The organism is Rhodovulum imhoffii, assembly GCF_003046545.1.
In the GTDB taxonomy this organism is placed as follows: Bacteria; Pseudomonadota; Alphaproteobacteria; order Rhodobacterales; family Rhodobacteraceae; genus Rhodovulum; species Rhodovulum imhoffii.
Map to the genome: position 1 here is coordinate 337,541 of NZ_QAAA01000001.1, position 17,728 is coordinate 355,268.

At 61.8% G+C, this 17,728-nt stretch carries 19 protein-coding genes, 1 pseudogene and 1 CRISPR repeat array; of the genes and pseudogenes, 8 read left to right on the forward strand and 12 right to left on the reverse strand.

Features of this window, described 5'->3' with window-relative positions:
* Positions 1-25: 25 nt before the first annotated feature.
* Positions 26-151, reverse strand: coding sequence for a hypothetical protein (locus C8N32_RS15445; RefSeq protein ID WP_274610737.1), 126 nt, complete (start codon positions 149-151; stop codon positions 26-28).
* A gap of 221 nt (positions 152-372) precedes the next feature.
* Here C8N32_RS15445 and C8N32_RS01725 point away from each other — a divergent pair, with 221 nt between their 5' ends.
* From C8N32_RS01725 to C8N32_RS01735, 3 genes are all read left to right on the forward strand, one after another.
* A complete protein-coding gene (locus C8N32_RS01725; protein ID WP_107890734.1) occupies positions 373-1,560 on the forward strand; it encodes a type I glutamate--ammonia ligase in 1,188 nt (395 codons plus the stop codon).
* Positions 1,560-2,210 carry a LysE family translocator gene (locus C8N32_RS01730; RefSeq protein ID WP_107890735.1) on the forward strand — a complete coding sequence of 217 codons (651 nt, stop codon included), beginning with the start codon at positions 1,560-1,562 and terminating at the stop codon, positions 2,208-2,210. Before C8N32_RS01725 ends, C8N32_RS01730 begins: the two co-directional genes overlap by 1 nt.
* A 635-nt stretch (positions 2,211-2,845) precedes the next feature.
* A complete protein-coding gene (locus C8N32_RS01735; RefSeq protein WP_107890736.1) occupies positions 2,846-3,682 on the forward strand; it encodes a protein NO VEIN domain-containing protein in 837 nt (278 codons plus the stop codon).
* 87 nt (positions 3,683-3,769) lie between these two features.
* On the opposite strand, the gene C8N32_RS01740 is transcribed toward C8N32_RS01735, so the two are convergent.
* The 6 genes from C8N32_RS01740 to C8N32_RS01765 form a co-directional block, all read right to left on the reverse strand.
* The gene (locus C8N32_RS01740; protein WP_146159669.1) at positions 3,770-4,060 is read right to left on the reverse strand and encodes a hypothetical protein; all 291 of its coding nucleotides are present in this window, start codon (positions 4,058-4,060) and stop codon (positions 3,770-3,772) included.
* Between the two features lie 64 nt (positions 4,061-4,124).
* Positions 4,125-4,586, reverse strand: a complete 462-nt coding sequence (locus C8N32_RS15525; protein ID WP_107890738.1) for a DUF2924 domain-containing protein — start codon at positions 4,584-4,586, stop codon at positions 4,125-4,127.
* Positions 4,583-4,801 carry a hypothetical protein gene (locus tag C8N32_RS01750; RefSeq protein WP_107890739.1) on the reverse strand — a complete coding sequence of 73 codons (219 nt, stop codon included), beginning with the start codon at positions 4,799-4,801 and terminating at the stop codon, positions 4,583-4,585. The genes C8N32_RS15525 and C8N32_RS01750 overlap by 4 nt, the downstream gene beginning before the upstream one ends.
* A gap of 122 nt (positions 4,802-4,923) precedes the next feature.
* Positions 4,924-5,553, reverse strand: a complete 630-nt coding sequence (locus tag C8N32_RS01755) for a hypothetical protein (protein WP_107890740.1) — start codon at positions 5,551-5,553, stop codon at positions 4,924-4,926.
* The gene (locus tag C8N32_RS01760; RefSeq protein WP_107890741.1) at positions 5,550-6,389 is read right to left on the reverse strand and encodes a ComEC/Rec2 family competence protein; all 840 of its coding nucleotides are present in this window, start codon (positions 6,387-6,389) and stop codon (positions 5,550-5,552) included. The genes C8N32_RS01755 and C8N32_RS01760 overlap by 4 nt, the downstream gene beginning before the upstream one ends.
* Before the next feature lie 98 nt (positions 6,390-6,487).
* On the reverse strand, positions 6,488-7,165 hold the full coding sequence (locus C8N32_RS01765) for an XRE family transcriptional regulator (RefSeq protein WP_074219581.1): 678 nt from the start codon (positions 7,163-7,165) through the stop codon (positions 6,488-6,490).
* A gap of 108 nt (positions 7,166-7,273) precedes the next feature.
* Here C8N32_RS01765 and C8N32_RS01770 point away from each other — a divergent pair, with 108 nt between their 5' ends.
* From C8N32_RS01770 to C8N32_RS01790, 5 genes are all read left to right on the forward strand, one after another.
* Positions 7,274-7,957 carry a hypothetical protein gene (locus C8N32_RS01770; RefSeq protein ID WP_107890742.1) on the forward strand — a complete coding sequence of 228 codons (684 nt, stop codon included), beginning with the start codon at positions 7,274-7,276 and terminating at the stop codon, positions 7,955-7,957.
* 212 nt (positions 7,958-8,169) lie between these two features.
* The gene (locus tag C8N32_RS01775; RefSeq protein WP_074219579.1) at positions 8,170-8,382 is read left to right on the forward strand and encodes a helix-turn-helix transcriptional regulator; all 213 of its coding nucleotides are present in this window, start codon (positions 8,170-8,172) and stop codon (positions 8,380-8,382) included.
* Positions 8,382-8,744, forward strand: coding sequence for a hypothetical protein (locus C8N32_RS01780; protein WP_242509486.1), 363 nt, complete (start codon positions 8,382-8,384; stop codon positions 8,742-8,744). Before C8N32_RS01775 ends, C8N32_RS01780 begins: the two co-directional genes overlap by 1 nt.
* Positions 8,745-8,771: 27 nt before the next feature.
* Positions 8,772-9,260 (forward strand): hypothetical protein, encoded by a 489-nt coding sequence (locus C8N32_RS01785; RefSeq protein WP_107890743.1) that lies wholly within the window; start codon positions 8,772-8,774, stop codon positions 9,258-9,260.
* Entirely contained in the window at positions 9,257-9,736 is a 480-nt protein-coding gene (locus C8N32_RS01790; RefSeq protein WP_107890744.1) for an ATP-binding protein, read from the forward strand. Before C8N32_RS01785 ends, C8N32_RS01790 begins: the two co-directional genes overlap by 4 nt.
* 252 nt (positions 9,737-9,988) lie before the next feature.
* A CRISPR array of direct repeats spans positions 9,989-12,142; the repeat unit is 36 nt; unit sequence GTCCGGGCTTGGCCACGCCGCTTCTTCTGCTAGGAT.
* Positions 12,143-12,214: 72 nt separating this feature from the next.
* Here the strand turns inward: C8N32_RS01790 and cas2 are convergent.
* From cas2 to C8N32_RS01815, 5 genes and pseudogenes are all read right to left on the reverse strand, one after another.
* Positions 12,215-12,565, reverse strand: coding sequence for a CRISPR-associated endonuclease Cas2 (gene cas2 / locus C8N32_RS01795; protein WP_107890745.1), 351 nt, complete (start codon positions 12,563-12,565; stop codon positions 12,215-12,217).
* Positions 12,558-13,472 carry a type II CRISPR-associated endonuclease Cas1 gene (cas1, locus tag C8N32_RS01800; RefSeq protein ID WP_107890746.1) on the reverse strand — a complete coding sequence of 305 codons (915 nt, stop codon included), beginning with the start codon at positions 13,470-13,472 and terminating at the stop codon, positions 12,558-12,560. The genes cas2 and cas1 overlap by 8 nt, the downstream gene beginning before the upstream one ends.
* Before the next feature lie 44 nt (positions 13,473-13,516).
* Positions 13,517-16,744 carry a type II CRISPR RNA-guided endonuclease Cas9 gene (gene cas9 / locus C8N32_RS01805; protein WP_170106707.1) on the reverse strand — a complete coding sequence of 1,076 codons (3,228 nt, stop codon included), beginning with the start codon at positions 16,742-16,744 and terminating at the stop codon, positions 13,517-13,519.
* A 130-nt stretch (positions 16,745-16,874) separates the two neighbouring features.
* Entirely contained in the window at positions 16,875-17,270 is a 396-nt protein-coding gene (locus C8N32_RS01810; protein WP_107890748.1) for a hypothetical protein, read from the reverse strand.
* Positions 17,267-17,728 (reverse strand): annotated as a pseudogene (locus C8N32_RS01815) (hypothetical protein); the annotation flags it as partial. The gene C8N32_RS01810 and the pseudogene C8N32_RS01815, both read right to left, overlap by 4 nt.

Sequence of the window (17,728 nt, forward strand, 5' to 3'; positions counted from 1 at the left end):
GACTGAGCGGTTGACGGAGAATGGGTCAGTCGAACACCCGCTCCGGCTGTTCGTGCCATGGCAGGGCCGCGACATCGGTCAGTTTCAACAGGGTCACGGCGGGCACCTCGCGCTTGTGCGAGGCAATTTCCGTGACCTTCGATCCCGACATGCTCCGCTGGTCCGATGGTCGTATCCGCTCCTGGAACAGCGGCGAGAAGAAGTCCCAAGCAATCTGGCATGAAACGCTGGAGCGGAGCCGCACGGTCTTAAAGCCAGACCCGTCACCTCCCGAAATCGAAGTCCACGTGCGACACTCCGCATGGTATGAACGAGCACTTGTGGTCTACGGGATTTTGACGAATTGTACTTCCGGGAGGAGTGAAGCGACCTATGACAAGAACCCTCTGCCTCTTTCCTGACCTGCACGGAATTGCGCGGGGAAAACTTGCCAATCGCGCGGTCGAAAGCAGTATGATGATCGGGTTTTCTCCCGGAGTGTTTGCGAAAGATATCTACGGCCATCCGCATCTCTTCGACGAGTTCGTGATTCCGGTCGGGGCTTCCGACATGACGATTGACGTGATCGGGACCGAGGTGCGGCCGTTCGCGCGGACGGCTCAGGTCGATCTTTTCGGTGCCGATGCACTGGTCATCGGCCGCGCGAAGGCGACCGATGGAACTCCGCACCGGTTCGATATCAGGGCGGTTCTCGAGCGTCGCCTTTCCGCAAGCCTGGGGACGCATGACATCCGCATTGGTGCCGAACTCGAGTTCTATCTCCTCGGAGGTCGGAACGACCTACCCGCCGACGGGCAAGCCTACGCTTTCGGCGGGCTCGCAGGAAAGCAGCATTGCATCTCGGCGATCCTCCATGCACTCGATGCCGCAGGCATTGAGTGGCTCGACCTCTCACAGGAGAACGAGGTCGATCAATACGAGATCTCGCTGAGACATACACCTCCGCTGGAACAGGCTGATCGCGTTTTCCTTGCCCGCATGATCATCCGGCATGTGGCCGCGAGCTTCGGGCTTCGGGCGACCTTTATCGCCGTGAACGCAATGAACCAATCGCCGAGCAACCTGCACCTGCACATTTCCTGTGCGTCACTCAGTGTAGACAAGCTGGCCCATGCAATCCAGGGAACTCTGGGCCCCGCTTTCTCGATCTATCGGCCGAGCAGGAACAGTCGGTACACCGAAGAGATCGAGTCCTTCGCGTCGCGCAAGGCGGATATTGGGGAAGGAAGCCGTTTTGCGGCCATCCGCATTATTCGCGACGGCCCTGAAGAGCGCATCGAGCTGCGGACGCCGACATCCGATGCCAACCCCTACTTTACCATCCTCACGGTGGTGTCTGCCATTCTCAAAGCGCCGAGAGGCGCCGCGCCTACCGGTGCGGCGCTCGATTTCAGCATTGAGTCATCTCTTGCGGCGTATCTGGCCAGCGACCTCGCGCCGCAAGTCTTCGATCCTGAAGGATTGCGTCTGTACGGCAAGTTGAAGCGCGCCGAGGAAGGCAGCGCCAAAGCTTTCGGCGGGTTTGACGCCGAGCGGGCAGCGCTGCTTAGGGTTCTGTGATGGGTGAGTTCCAGGCGAGTCTTCTTGCTGCTCTCGCGCTTCAGGCGACGGCGATGAGCGTTCCGGGCCAGAACCATTTTCTCATTCTATCGGCCTCGCAGCAGGGAGCGCTCGTACGTGGTCTCATTGTTGTCGGGATCGCGACCGCTGGCGTGGTCTTCTCGAGTGGCGCCGCGATCGCCGTCTATTTCTCCGGGCAAGCATTCAGCGACAGGATCTTCAGTATTCTTGGACTGTTGGGAAGCGGTTTCTTAGTCTATTTGGGAGGGAAGTCCATTCGCTCCGCACTGCGCAGACATACCCCAGAAGGCGGGTCCGCCGCCCCCAGTTTGAGCCTGGGTCGCGCCTTTTCCTCGGGCTTTTTCGTGAATATTTCGAATGCAAAGTCAGTCCTCTTCTTTGGTGCGGTTTTTGCCACCAGCCTCCCTCTCGCGACGATGTCATTAGGAGCTCTCGCCTTCGTCGTGCTAGCTTTTTTCCTCAACTCGTTGCTCGTTCACGGCGCGGTTTCGGCCCTTCTGGCGACGGGAGCAGTCCGGCGCTTCACCGATCGGCGCCGGCCTCTCATTCTCCTGGTTTCGGGCTGCCTATTTCTGGTGTTCGCTGTGTTTTCTGCCCAGCATATCATCGGGACCTGGCTGCCGAAGTGAAAGCCGGAGGGAAGGCGATCACCGCCGCCAAACGCGAGACCTGCACCGGACTAAAGAATGCCTAGTGTGGCTAGATCACCGTCGCGGGGCTCGGCTGCGGGCTCGCGAACTCGATCCGGAGCCAGACCTGCCGGAAGGGAGGCGAAAAAACAGAATGTGGTTAAGCGGTTAAGAAGATTGGTATAAACCAATTTTTATCAACTACTTGGATGTGGAGACGGTTCGACGTCAGACCCATTCCCTCCGCCACCATCACCCTTGCGAACCCGTTCTGGCCGCCCAACCGAGGCGGAATTTCTCCTGTTTTCAAAGGGGGTTGCCGGATTGGTGCGAACCGCTGAGGCTTGGGTGCACAGGGATTTCCGTCTCTGAATGGCCTCTCGTCTCTGGTCGGGCGAACCGCACTGATTTCGGTTCGGTCGAAATTTCCCCCAGCTTTTCAATGGCCTGACTCGCGAACCCGCCAAAACTGCGCGCCCTGTTTCCATCGCTATCGAGTGAAACAGAGACCGAACATGCAGGAGGCGCACGCCAGCGGGCCGGCACAGACCAGCGCGTAGCGGAGCGTTGCAATCGGCGCCGGGTCCAGCGAAGCCATTGATGACAAACGCACATCGCGCCTCTAGCCTGGCGGCATGGCGAGTGGCCCCTGGACCGATGAAGAAAACGACCTGATCGTCGCGGATTACTTCGCGATGCTGGCCGACGACATCGCCGGGCGCCGCTACAGCAAGGCCGAGCATCGCCGGGCGCTCCTGCCGCTTCTGAACGACCGGTCGGAGGGGTCCGTCGAGTTCAAGCACCAGAACATCAGCGCCGTGCTGAAGGGGCTCGGCGAGGATTGGATCCCCGGCTACAAGCCCGCCTTCAATTTCCAGATGACGCTGGTCGACGCGGTGGCGCGGTGGCTGGACCTGCATCCGGACTGGCTCGGCCGTTTGCCGGGAACGCGCCTTGCGACCGGCATGCGCGAGGCGGCGCAGATCTGGATCGCTCCTCCGCCCACGCTATCCAACCAGCCCCCGCCGCAAGAGCTGGACCAGATGCTGCACGTCGCCCGGAAGTTCGACGTGGCGGGCCGGGACGAGCGCAATCGCGCCCTTGGCCGCGCTGGCGAAGAACGTGTCCTGGCGCATGAGCATGCCACCCTGAGGGCCGCCGGGCGCGAAGACCTGGCGCGCAAGGTCCGTTGGGTCTCGGAGGAGGAGGGAGATGGGGCGGGCTACGACATTGCCAGCTATGCGCCGGACGGCCGGCCACGGCTGATCGAGGTGAAAACGACGAACGGCTGGGAGCGAACGCCCTTCCACATCACGCGCAACGAGCTGGCCGTTGCCGACGAACGGCGTGCGGAGTGGTGCCTGTTCCGGATGTGGAATTTCTCGCGCGAGCCGAGGGCGTTCCAGCTTTACCCGCCGCTCGATGCGCATGTCTCGCTGACCCCCACGTCGTTTCAGGCCAGCTTTAATTAAACAGTCTCGTGGAACGCTGCCGAGGTTTGATCGCCTCGTAATGGTGAGCCCGACCATTCAAAGGATTCTTGTTGAACCGTCACGGGCCTATTCTTCAGGGCTCCTTATCCAGCCACCCTTGATTGGTTCGTCAAAAACTTCAGGAATGCGGTCCTTTATCTCTGAAATCAGAGGAACGAGGGCCTTCCAAGCTTCGGTCGCCAGTCGGTTCACCTCGTTGATCTCGGATTGATGGTGTTGCGCAATATTCATCTCGTCGAATTGGCTTGCGGGGATTACCGACTGTAATGTGACGCTGCCAAACCTCTCCGGAGAAGAGTGCATGCCGAAATAATCTACGAATGCTTTGAGGCGATCAACGAAGTCACGATACTTCATCTGTACCTTTTTGTCCTGAAAGTGGGCGATACCTAGCTCTGTCTCGCTGACAAGGAATGATGCCTCAGTCAGAAATCGTGGAGGGATCCCGCGATGATAATCGTGGTCCTTCAGAAGCTCCCGGAAGTTCCATGTGCCATAGCCGCCCATCCACATGCCCTTCTTCTTCGAGGCAGCGACCTTGTCGCGGATGCGCTCGCCGATCACCTCGCGCTCGAACTGGGCGATCCGCCACCATGCCGCCCAGCTTGCCGCTCATGACCTCGTCGGCCAGCGCATCGAGCGTGCGGCGCGTCTCCCGGCGCAGCCCACCATGGGCCAGTTCCTGGATGCGGTAGCCCAGCCGAAGCTCGAGGTTGCCGCGGCTGGCGTTCGGCGCGCGCTCCCCGAAGATGGCCTGCCACTTCTCCTGCAATTCGGGCACCGTCATCGCCTTCATCGCCGTCAGTTCGGCCAGGACGTCGATCCTCTCCGCCTGGCCTGCGGGCGCGGCCTGCGCGCCTGATTTCCTTGCGTTTTTCCTCATGCGTCGTCTCCAACTCGGTTGCGAACCTGTCTCCGACGACGGCGTCTGAGGGCGAGAATGTCCAGCGAACTGTCTCCGTCGAGCGGAGATTTTTCGTTCGTTTCCCGTGGGTTGATGCGCACGATGGCGCCGGCGAGGATGGCGGCCAGTTCCGCCAGCCGCTCATCTGTGGTGAGCGTGTCGGCGGGCGGCGCGAAGGCGATATCGTCTGGCATGGGGAGCGAACCTCGTGAGACGGTTTGCTCCGTGTTCGCCGCGATCGGCAAAGGAATTCAAGTGAAAACAGAGGGTTGTCGTATTCGCGCGAAAGAGCGCAAAGCGAAGCGATGATGCAGTACTACGGCTTGGTCGGTCGAGCATGCATCGCGAGATACACGACTACTAGTTCCCGGCCGTAGTGCCAGCCAAACCGGTGCATCCTGCGAAGTGAAACCAACGTCGAAAAGCCGACGAGCAGCAGCGTTGCTCTCTCCGTCTCAACTAGTGCGAAGGCAATGGTCAGGAGCAGCAGAGATGCCGAAAGACCACGCAACATACCGTATATTCCATTGAATTTGTCTACCCTTGCAGACTGGCCTGCAGCTGCAACTCGGGCATAGACCTCTCGCATGGCTGCTCTGGCGTCCTGCTTTGAAAGACCCTCTTCGCCTATGATTTTCTCGTTCCGTAGTAAGTCCAACAGACGCAAGTGCTGCTGTTCGGTAAGTGCCTCGCCATCCAAGACTCGCTTGTTTGGCAGGCCGCCTAGAGGCCACCAAAGGAGCCATTCGACGGCATTCCCGATACCTTGAACAAGTTGTCCAAGAGCGTAGGAAAGCACCACGAAAAGACCAAGTTCCCCGAATGTGAAGCCGTCTGGCCCTAGCTGTTCGCGGAACTCAGGCATCAAAAACATTGCGCCGAAAGCTAAAACCGAGCCCGGCACTATGATTCCGGCATACTCATAGAAATCGAACGATATGTTCACGCCGCAACGTTGAGCGACACGGTGCCGCCTCCGGCTTCATTCAAATGGAATATCATCGACCGGTCGCGCCGCGTCGTCAGAACCCGACGGAGTTTACCATCAAAAATGATCCCGTTTGCGTGCTGACGGTATAGATCAACAGTCTCCTGCGTCTGATAAGCGATGCCATCGTCTGAGAAGATGACCGCTTGGATGTTCGGGCAAGCTTCCATGACTTCACGAGAGTAGCCATTCAGCCTTCCATGATGAGATGCCACGAAAAGGGTCACGTCTCGCAACTCTCTCGCGAATGCCGGATTCTGCATTAGCGCTTTCCAGCCTCGGACTTCTAAATCGCCAGGAAAAACTATCTTGTGCGGGCCACAGCGGATGAATATTGCCAAACTCAGATTGTTGGTGTCGCTGAACCCGAAGTAGGGATCATACGGGTTTCGGAATACCGAGAAAGAGGCATCCCCGAAATTCGCGTCATCAACTGCGGAGACGGGTCCACCCGTGAATGTTCGCTCCATGCTTTCAATGAGGCGACGGATACCGTTACCCATGCCATTGGCGGACTTCATTTCACGAACGGCTTGGGATGTAATTGTATTGTTGGTCACGAGTGCTTGTACGAATACCCGACTCAAGAGATCTCCGATCCCAGAGCAATGGTCCTCGTCAAAGTTTGTTATGAAAAGCCTGTCGATATTGTAGATGCCCATGGAGTTTAAAGCAGCTCCAGGCAACCAACGCTCTTCGGCATGGTGACCGCAATCGATCAATACTCGGCGACCGTTGCTAGTGGTGACCAATGCGCATGCGCCATGATCTACGTTGAAAATGTTTAAGAGCATAGGCGTCTCCTCTACTGGTGGGGTCTGCCTCCCTGTCCTCCGCAATATATCGTAGGCGAGACTGTGAGTCGAGTCGTGATCGTTCGCGCTTTGTTCAGTCAGATCTCCCGCGCGAACCAACGGATGCGGCCGACGATGTGGATCTCGTCGGCCGTTCGCTCGTAAGGACTGTAGAAGCCGTTATCCGAGATGACGCGCACGGCCGGCGGGTCGCTGTTCGGGATGTGCTCGAGCCGCTTGGCCACCAGTCCCATGCCGTCGTCCAGCACGAAGATCCCCGGCGGGTTCGGCGCGCGGCGCGCCATGTCGACGAGCACCGTGTCGCCGTCGAGCAGCGTCGGCGCCATGCTGTCGCCTTCCACATGCATGATCCGCAGTTGGGAGGGGCTGGCCTTCAGGCTGTGGCGGATCCAAGAGCGACGGAAGTGGTAGGCTCGGCCGGCAGGATCGTCGTGCTCCTGAACCACCGCGCCGCCGCCCATCGACGGGCGCGGGCTCGCATGCGCGATCGAGACGAAGGCTTCGTCCGGGTTCTCGATGAAGGGGGGCGTGCCCTCGACATCGCCGATCCCGTGGATCAGCCAGTCGCGGTCGACCTTCAGGACGCGGGCAACCTCGGCCAGCCGGTCGATGCCGGGGCGGGATGATCGCCCGCGCAGGATGTCGTAGACGAAGGAGCGGTTTACTCCGGCCATCTCGGCGACATGGGCGGGGCTGAGGCCGAGCTGGTTGGCCCGGGCCCTGAGACGGTCGGCAAGCGTGTGGTGCTCGTTCATGTTTCCCCACCCAATTGTGGATGAAATAGGATAAAATCGGATTGATCGACGGACGTCAAGCGAATAAGAACAGAAGGTAAACATCAGGCAGGGGAATCGGAGGGGCGCGTGCACATCGACAAGCTGTATTTCACGCTCCCCGAGGTGCTCGAGCGCTGGCGGATCTCCGAGACGGACCTCGTCTACCTGGCCGAGAACGACAAGCTCCGGCTGTCGGTGCGCGTCTTCGGCGAGCCGGTCGAGTTCGGCGACTACGAGGAGGGCCAGGACGGCGAGCGGTTCCGCGTGCCGTGGGAGCAGAAGCCCTTCAGCGGGCTGCTCGACCTGCACGCCTGTGACGTCTTCCAGCTGTTCCGCTGCGGCGAGCTCCATGTCAGCGAGTTCCGCACGCCGCGCGCGGACTATGCGTCGCTCTATGGCGAGGCCAAGCCGGTCTTCGTGATGATCGGCGACCTCCTGCTAAGGCGCGAGGAACGCGATCGTTTCGAGCTTCAGTCCGGGTTCTCTTCCGGCGGCTCGGCGATGGAGGAGAGCACCTTCATCGCCTCGGCCGACTACCAGGAGGTGCGCTGCAACGGCTACCGCTTCCGGCTCGGCCCGATCCAGGCGCAGGTCGTCCGTGCCCTGCACGACGCCGCGCAGCGCGGCGAGCCGTGGCAGAGCGGCAAGGCCATCTTGTCGTCGGCGGGCTCGAAGAGCCTGCGCATGGCCGACGTCTTCAAGTCGCAGAAGGACTGGCGGCAGCTGATCCGCTCCGACCGTCGCGGCGGCTACCGTCTGAACATCGACTGACTCGCCTCTCATCCCCCTATGCGCTGTTCCTTAGCACGCTCGGTGTGGGATCGGCTGGGGGATGGAAGGGGATGACGATCCCCCTCCAAGCCGTCCAAGCCTGTCCTGCAAGGCCATATCCATCCCCCTCCGCATCCCCCTGCGATCCTGACGACATCCCATAGCGGGATTTCGCAATCTCTCTCCGAAGCACACGCAAACGGAGAGAGCCGATGCAGCAGAAGCATTGCCTGAACCAGAAAGAACTCGCCCGGCGCTGGACGATCTCGCATCGCACGCTGGAACGCTGGCGGTGGGCGGGTGAAGGCCCGGCCTACATGAAGATCGGCGGACGGGTCGTCTACCGGCTCGAGGACATCGTCGCCTTCGAGCGGGACCAGCTCCAGCACACCATGGACACCCAGCCGCGCGCGGGAGCGGCCTGATGGGACGCGTGTCGCCCATCACCGAGGCCGAGGTCGTGCAGCTGCATGGCGCAAACGAGCCGGCGCTCGATGAGATCGGACTCGCCGCCTGGATCGCGCAGGCCGAACCCGGCGAGGCGCTGGTCTATCACCGCGGGTTCCTCGCGGTCGATGCCACGTCGGTCATCTCGAAGCTGCCGGCGGATCGCCAACGCACGCTGCAGCTGGTGGCAGCCGCCGCCCGGCGCGCGGCGGAGCAGAACCTCGTCCACCTCGTACAGTCCCGGCTCGGCCCCGACGCTTTCGCCTACATCGCTGTCGCCCGCCCGAAGCCCGGCCCGTCCGGCGCGGCGCTCTCGATGCGCCTGCTCGAGGCCGCCTGAATCCCATTCCCAATCCCGGAGACCCCGATGCCCTATCCCGAGAACACCCCCACGCCCGATGACCTGCCGGACCTCAGCCCGCAGGTGATCGCCGGGCTGCCCGTCGAACTGCTGGCCATCCTCCAGCGCGAGATCGACGAGCGCCTGAAACGCGACAAGGCCGCGAAGACCCGGCTCGATGCCGCGCTGACCTTTCGCTACGCCACCCGCGCCACCGAGGAGCGGCAGGCGCAGGCCAAGGATACCGGCACCGTCCGGTTCGATGACGGCGATTTCACCGTGGTTGCCGACCTGCCGAAACGGGTCGAGTGGGACCAGTCGCAGCTGGGCGCCATGGTCGAGCGGATCCGCGACGCCGGGGACGACCCCGCCGAGTATGTCGAGATCGCCTTCAAGGTGCCCGAGCGCAAATACGCGGCCTGGCCCGACGCGATCCGCCAGGGCTTCGAGCAGGCGCGGACCGTGAAGACCGGCGCGCTGAAGGTCGAGATCCGGCCGCAGGGAGGCGATGCATGAGCCTCCCGATCATCACCGCCGACGAGCGGCTGGCCGAGGTGCGCGGCGTGAAGGCCGCCATCTTCGGACCGCCGGGCATCGGCAAGACCACGCTCCTGCGCACGCTCAATTCCACCACCTCGCTGTTCTTCGATCTCGAGGCTGGCGATCTCGCCATCGAGGGGCTGGCAATCGACACGATCCGCCCACGCACCTGGCGGGAATGCCGCGACTTCGCGGTGTTCATCGGCGGCCCGAACCCGGCGCTGCGCAAGGACCAGCCCTACAGCGAGGACCACTACCAGGCGATCTGCCAGAAGTACGGCGATCCGCAGGTGCTGGAGAAGTACGACACGGTCTTCATCGACTCGATCACCGTCGCGGGGCGGCTCTGCTTCCAGTGGTGCAAGGGCCAGCCGGAGGCGCAATCGGACAAGACCGGCAAGCCGGACGTCCGTGGGGCCTACGGGCTGCATGGCCGCGAGATGATCGCCTGAGCACTGGCCCTCGTGCCAAGAGGCACGGAAGCGGTCTCTCCGGGCCGATATTCTCCGGACCTCATGACTGCGCTGATTTGGTGAATTTCTCGTAAGCCCATGTAGATATTGACGAAATTCAAGCCGTTGAAATTACTTGGATTGGAGTCGCGTTTGCGTCTGCCGCGACTGGTTTCGGAAGCTCTCAGGCTGTGGCTGGGTGATTGTAGGACGACGCATCCAGCGCGGGGGGGCGATTTCACGGCAATTCGTGTCCGGGCTTGGCCACGCCGCTTCTTCTGCTAGGATAGGCGGTCGTCAGGTCCTTCTCGAACTTCAGTCCGGGCTTGGCCACGCCGCTTCTTCTGCTAGGATGATCGACACGCTTTGCCGCATGCAGCGCCTGTCCGGGCTTGGCCACGCCGCTTCTTCTGCTAGGATGAACCAACTTTACAACAGCGTTGCGCCGCTGTCCGGGCTTGGCCACGCCGCTTCTTCTGCTAGGATTTTCAGCGCCCGCGCACCGGCGGTAATTTCGTCCGGGCTTGGCCACGCCGCTTCTTCTGCTAGGATTGCCGCGTTGCATGATTGGATGCTGGAGAGCGTCCGGGCTTGGCCACGCCGCTTCTTCTGCTAGGATCGCCGGCCTGCGGGCGCTGTCCCGCGCCGGGTCCGGGCTTGGCCACGCCGCTTCTTCTGCTAGGATATCTTCTGGATGCGCTTGACGAAAAGCTCAGTCCGGGCTTGGCCACGCCGCTTCTTCTGCTAGGATCGCATGGCGACACCGCCAGTGCCGATACCATGTCCGGGCTTGGCCACGCCGCTTCTTCTGCTAGGATGATGCTGACCTTGTCCATCTTGCCCCCGTTGTCCGGGCTTGGCCACGCCGCTTCTTCTGCTAGGATCTTCCTGCATTGCAATCACGCGATTCTGTCGTCCGGGCTTGGCCACGCCGCTTCTTCTGCTAGGATAGGAAGCGCATGCGCCTGCACGCGGGTGAGGTCCGGGCTTGGCCACGCCGCTTCTTCTGCTAGGATCATCGATGGCGGCTGGGGTAAGACGGTGCTGTCCGGGCTTGGCCACGCCGCTTCTTCTGCTAGGATATTTGTGATTTATTCGGCCAGTTCGAGGCTGTCCGGGCTTGGCCACGCCGCTTCTTCTGCTAGGATGACCTCTGCGATGGCCATCTAAGTCGGCCAGTCCGGGCTTGGCCACGCCGCTTCTTCTGCTAGGATTTGGGCCGGAAACGCCCGAGTTCAATCTGCGTCCGGGCTTGGCCACGCCGCTTCTTCTGCTAGGATTGCTCTGGGCGGCTGTCATTCCCTCGATCAGTCCGGGCTTGGCCACGCCGCTTCTTCTGCTAGGATGTGGGCCAGCTGGTCGGCCACGCGAAACAGGTCCGGGCTTGGCCACGCCGCTTCTTCTGCTAGGATACGCGCTCTATCACACGCTGCTCGGCTACGTGTCCGGGCTTGGCCACGCCGCTTCTTCTGCTAGGATTATCACACCGGAGACGCGATGAACGCCATCGTCCGGGCTTGGCCACGCCGCTTCTTCTGCTAGGATGCCAGCCCTCAAGGCATGGAAAACGGCAAGGTCCGGGCTTGGCCACGCCGCTTCTTCTGCTAGGATCATTTTCGGCCTCATACTGTTCGATTTCTCGGTCCGGGCTTGGCCACGCCGCTTCTTCTGCTAGGATGAACCCTTATCACCGCAATCATTCAGACCACGTCCGGGCTTGGCCACGCCGCTTCTTCTGCTAGGATTGAGCGCATCTTCCACCCGCTGGCGGTCGTCGTCCGGGCTTGGCCACGCCGCTTCTTCTGCTAGGATTTCAGGAGAGGTTTGATCAGCGTGGCATCGGTCCGGGCTTGGCCACGCCGCTTCTTCTGCTAGGATACATCGGCCTCTGATTTCATGAAGCACATGGTCCGGGCTTGGCCACGCCGCTTCTTCTGCTAGGATCGGGCGGGCGCGGACACTCTCAAAATCAGAGTCCGGGCTTGGCCACGCCGCTTCTTCTGCTAGGATAGGCCCATCACTCAAACGTGGGTCGCTGTAGTCCGGGCTTGGCCACGCCGCTTCTTCTGCTAGGATTGCATTCACGCCGAGCACTGTTTCTGACCAGTCCGGGCTTGGCCACGCCGCTTCTTCTGCTAGGATATCGAACTCGAACTCGCGGTTTATGACGCAGTCCGGGCTTGGCCACGCCGCTTCTTCTGCTAGGATATGGGAAACGGATGAACTCGCGGCTCCTGTGTCCGGGCTTGGCCACGCCGCTTCTTCTGCTAGGATCATTGTGGAGCGGATGATTGTCTGGAAGAAGTCCGGGCTTGGCCACGCCGCTTCTTCTGCTAGGATGACGCTGACCTCGTCCATCTTTCCCGCATTGTCCGGGCTTGGCCACGCCGCTTCTTCTGCTAGGATTGACCCCGCTCAACCTCTTGTTGTGCGGGGTTTTTTATTGAGTTGCGCCGCAGAAAAACGCCCTCGGCAAGCCTAGAACAGCACGAGTTGAGCCGGTTTTTCCGCAGGCGCTTTCGATCTTCGCTTGCCGTGGAAGACCTGACTGAGCGCATATTGCTTGTCGGTGAAGAAGAGAACCTGCACATGGCCGGCGTCGGGTACGAGGTCGCCAACCTGTCGGGCATAACTTTCGGCCTTCTCCTTGCTCCAAGCATGACGGAGATAGACCGAAAACTGAACCATTTCAAATCCAAGGTCCAATAAATCGTTGCGGAACCGCGTGGCCCACTTGCGTTCGGCGCTGGTCAGCACCGGCAGGTCGAAAAGCACCCATACCCACATGATCCTGTATCCTGAAAGTTGTTTGAAGCCGTTTTCACTCATCGTCTTGCTCCTCGGCGGCTATCGGGATTGGCCGGTCCGGAAAGACGAGGCGCAGTTTGCCCGACTCGCAGGACTGGGCGAGGCTTTGCGCCAGGCGCACCAAGACCTGTGATAGCGGGCTTGCGCCCTGCGGCGTCGGGAAGTCGGCGGCAAGGCTGGCCACGAGCGCGCCGCGTGCCTCGGCGACTTCGGTGATTCCCTTGGCACACAGGCCGCGGACGATCAGATCGACGGTGGGCCGGAACGGTTCCATCAGGTCGTCGGCAAGCGCCAGTGCATCGCCGCCCGAGCGGTGGTGGACGGACAGGGACGGATGCAGCCCTACGGACACGATCGCGCGCGCCGTTGCTGCCCGCAGAACGGCATAGCCGTAGTTCAGCAGGGCATTGGCCCCCGAGGCCTCGCGGTCACGCCGGAACGCCTTGTCCATCATCAAGGGCCAGTAAGCCTGCGCGGCCTGCGCCTCGCGGTTGTCAGGGTCGCCGGAGCGCACGGCTGTTGCCAGTCGTCGCAGGCGCTCGGACGGTTCGTTCACACGCTCGAGAGCTTCCGCCTGTGCCGTGATCTTATGGCGGACCAATGTAGCCCAGGCCTGTTTGCGAAACGGCAAGGACGCATCGGCCTGCGCTCTGATGCGATGCGCCTGCTGGAAGTGCCCGTTCAGTGGCAGGACCACCGCCACCGGATTGAAGTCATGCCCCAACACCATTACCGGCACCTGGCGGGCTGCGAGTTCGACCAGCGCGCTGTTCGACCAGATCATCCCGGGGCTGGCGACCAGCACCGCCTCGAGGTCATCGAAGGCGATGCACCCGGTCTCCCCTCCGTCCGTATCAACCGCCAGGAATCCGCGGCGCTTGTGCACCGAAAGCCCGGGTGCCGTCAGTTCCAGTATCCGTCCAACCATGAGAGCCTCCTTGATGGAATGTGCCCGAAGGGTTGGCTTGCCTGTCAGATCGTCCCATGCGGGATCGTGTGCACCCGCCCCAGTTCGTCGATCCGCACGCGCCGGGCGCGGCGGAGTTTCAATTTGCCGACGTTCGCGAAATCCCAGCGAAAGGGATCGTCGGCGTCATTATGGCGTTTCTGGAAGTCGCCAGCGTCATTTGTTCCGACGAGATAGATCACCGAATTGCTTGGAGACAGACGAATGATCCGTTTGATCCTGTTGCTTCCCTCCACCACGCATTTGTTCTTGTTGTCCCAATCGAACAGCTGGATCGTGTCGTTCTTGTGGACGCGCATGATGAAACGCGCGTTGGGATGCGCGACGTTCCACGGCTCGGCCCCGCCCGAATTGGCCGCCCAGATGTCGGTCGCGTGCTGGAACCAGGTGCCGTCGGGGGTTTCGAGGATGTCCATGAAAGCATTTTCACTTGGGACCAGCCACTTGTAGGGTTTGCCATCACGGTCGCAAACAGCGCGCACACTTTTTTCTTCTCTCAGGATGCGCAGTTTGCGGTGTCCGGTGTCCTGAACCCATTTCGCCAGTGCCTCGGGCAGGCGCTTCTTGCGTTCGGCATCCGGCAGCGACCTGTCGCGCGCTGATCTTGTGGCTTTCTCAAGGCTCAGGCGCAGCTTCACGTCGCGCACTTGGCCAATTTCCTTTTCCGTCAGGTCAAGGACGGGCTTGCGCACCACGACATTTCCGATGGTCCGGTCGGCCTGATTTTCCGGCAAGTCACGCACAAGGCCGAAGAAAGTGTCCTCATGCAACCTGCCGCTGGTTTGCGAGGGGTCGGACGGGTCGGCGCTGCCGTGCTGCGCGCGGTGGCTGACGTTGACCTTCTCGACCGCGCGCAGGACGGCAGCGCGGAAGCCCTCGAAAGGTTCCGGCGGGGCGGGCAACACGCGGTCCAGTCGTTCCACCCCCATTCTCCGGGCGTGGGTCTGCAAGACCTGAATCATCCGCCGGTCGATCACGCCGACAACGGCGGCGTCGATCGCGTGGTGGCGGTGATCGTCGCGCGACTTGCGGTTGTGATCGCCCAGGTTCAGGCCCCAGCGGTGCCGCAGCATCGCGGTCATGCGCCCCGGGAGGACCCAGACATGGCTGCGCCGCTTCCCTTCGTCATCGGTCTTCGGAAACAGCGCCTCGGCATAGGCGCGCACAACGCTAGCAAGATAGCCGGTGGCATTCAGCTGGCGGTCCTCGAAGCCGCGCGTCTCTTCCCATTTCTGCATCGCGCCGGGCAGGAATCGCCAAGCCTTGTTGGCGGGCAGGTGTTTCGTCCGGGCGATAATGGCGGCAAGATCCTCGCCGGACCAGGCATCGCCGGGCGCACGCTTGCCCTTGATACGGTTGGCCTCACGAAAACACAGGGTCTTGTTAGCGGGGCTGTCGTCGAAGGTGTCCTCGAAGGGCAGGATGTGGTCGATCTCGATCTCGCCGGAATGCAGCTGGTGCAGCGCGATGGGCTGGCCGGTGTAGGGACAGAGGCGATCTGCCGGACCCTTGCCCATCTCTTCCCACAGGCGCATGCGAAGAAACCGGTCGCCCACACGCGCGCCTTCCGCCAGCAGACCCTCCGCCTGCAATTCGGCCCGCCATCGATCGTTGCGCGCGGTGTTCTTGCGGATGTCGCCCTCGATCTTGTTCAGTTCCTTGACTGACTTCGCCATGTCGCGCGCAGACTCGATCACCACCTGCGCAGGCTTGCCGTATTCGGCGATCAGCGCATTCATCACGCGCCGGAACTGTCCCAGCGCGATGTGCACCGTCGGGTTGGTGATCCGGCCATAGCGCACGAGTTCGGGGTCGTTCGGATCGCCGGTACCATTGCCGATCATGCGTTGCAGGACGGAAAGCCGGTTGTAGGGTGGCAGGGTGTCCACGCCCTCCACTGCCTGGAAATCGGAATGGTCTAGCCCCGCGCCGCCCAACTCGGGTGCACGCCGAACGGATTCGTCATAGGTGATAACGTCTTTGCGCATCTCTTCCACGATGGCCTGCGTAGCCTCCAGGCAGAACCGCAGGTGACCGTCCGGCAGCGGGATCTTCTCGACCTTTTCCGCCGCGTTGCGGGAAAGGTTGTGCCGGTCCATCAGCCAACCGATCAACTCTTCTGGGTCGGCCGTATCCGCGATCCGGCCAAGCATCTCCACCTGCATGGCATTGTCGAGGGTTGGCCAGAGGCTTGCCAAGGGGCCTGGCTTCTTCGCGCTGCCCAGCAATCGTGCGGCCACGTCGTTACGCGCAAGCTCCTTCAGGCCGCCCTTTTCCAGATTGAACTCAGCCTGCGTCGGCAATTTCAGGGTCTTTCGCAACGCCGCCCAGGTCAGCTTGGTCCCGCTCATCAGGGTCCGCGCGACAAGATCACGGGTGGTGATGTCCAGCGGCTGTTCGCCATGGTCATCGACGATGCGTAAATGGTTGAGTTGAGCCAAGATCAGGAATTCCTGAGCGGCCGGATGCCAGCGCTGCAGGCGGTCCTGATCCGGGAAGAAGGTGCATTTCCCCGGCCGGACGGGCCGCAGCGGGCGCTGAAAGAAGATCGTATCGCGCAGCCGTTCCCGCTTGCCATCCGTCAGCGTCGGATGAAAGGCAGCCTGCGTGGCCCAGATGTGATCGAACTCCGTTTCCAGTAGGGCACGGGTCGGATAGAACGCGTAGGACAGTTTCGCGCCTTCGCCCGTAGGCCGGATGCGAGTCCCTTCGCCACGCGCGAGACGGGCGTGGAGGAAGGCGCCGTAGGTCGGGTGACTTTCGGACTTGAGACGCTCCATGAGAGCATTCGACGCCGTTGCGATCTTGCCCTTTTCATCTGCATCCTTGTCGGCACGACGATTGCTTTTGAAGCCTCGGTGTTTGGACATGTGCCAGAGCGCCCGGCCGAGTTGTTCCAGAGCCACCTGCTCGCGTGCGGCCTTCGCTCGTGCTTCGATGGGGTTTGCAGCAAAGACTGCGCTGCGCGCATCTGCATCTGATGGCAGCAGGCCGAATTCGATCAGGTCGTCGAGCAACCGTCTGCGTCGTCCGAGCGTTCTGTCCTGTCGTCGCCGCGAACCGCGCGGACCGCGGCGGCCCGCAGCATTGGATTCCTTCGACTGCGGATCCCGGCCGTTCGGGAATATCCGCACCCCGAGCTTTTCAAGCGAAGCGGGATGCGAGCGATCGTCGAGCCGGTAGACCGCCCAGCCGAGCGAATTTGTTCCAAGGTCAAAGGCGAAACGATACATGAGCCCTCCGAAGTGCTTGCCAAGCCAGCGTATTCCAGGATAGCCTGATATTCCTAGCAGAAGAAGCGGCGTGGTCTTTCCCGCGATAAGGTGAAAGATCCACACCATTGGGGCAGGCTGCGGCCTGCCCCTATTCTTTCAGGAGGAAGATGGCGGCGGGCTGCTGGGCCCACTCTACCGGAAACGGCTCAAGCACCTTCCGCAGCGTGACGTCAGGCCCCTGCTTCCCGTCCAGGATCGCCTCGACGATATCGGGCGCGAGCAGCGTGAGCCGCAGGACGCGGGTCATGTAGGAGGACGCGATCCCCTCGCGCTCGGCCAGTTCTGCGATGGTGGCAAACTCACCCGACTCGAGCATGCGCTTCCAACGGAATGCGCGCGCCAGCGCCTTGACCAGCGTGTTGTCGGTCTTGCGGGGCTGGGTGGCGCCATCCGGCAATTGCATTTCCTTTCGCCCGCCGCGCTTCACGATCCGGAACGGGACATGGAGCGTCACAGTCTCCGGGATCGGGACTCCGCGGTTCATGCGGCCGCCTCTATGCCACCGGCCAGCATCTCGCGGGCCAGACCGCCGAGTCCGTCGAAGCGCAGCCTGACGTTCAGGCCGTCGCTGGCGATGTCTACGCGCTCGACCAACAGCGCCACGATGCGCGCCTGCTCTGCGGGGAAGAGTTCGTCCCACAACGGATCGAGTTGTTGCAGGGCGATACAGGCATCGGCCTCGGTGATGTCGGCGGCGTGGGCGCGCGCTGCCTTCCACGTACCAACCACGATCTCGGGCGGGCGGAACACCGCCCGCAATTGATCGATAACCGCGGCCTCGATCTCGGCCGCGGGCACGCGGCCCACCGGGCACGACCCAGCGCCGTGCTTCAGCACCGTCTGGCCTTGTCTGACGTCAGCGCCAATGGGACAGAATAGGGTGATTTGATAAGAGAGGGTTTCTGGCACATCGTAACCACCAAGGAGTGGAGATGAGACAGA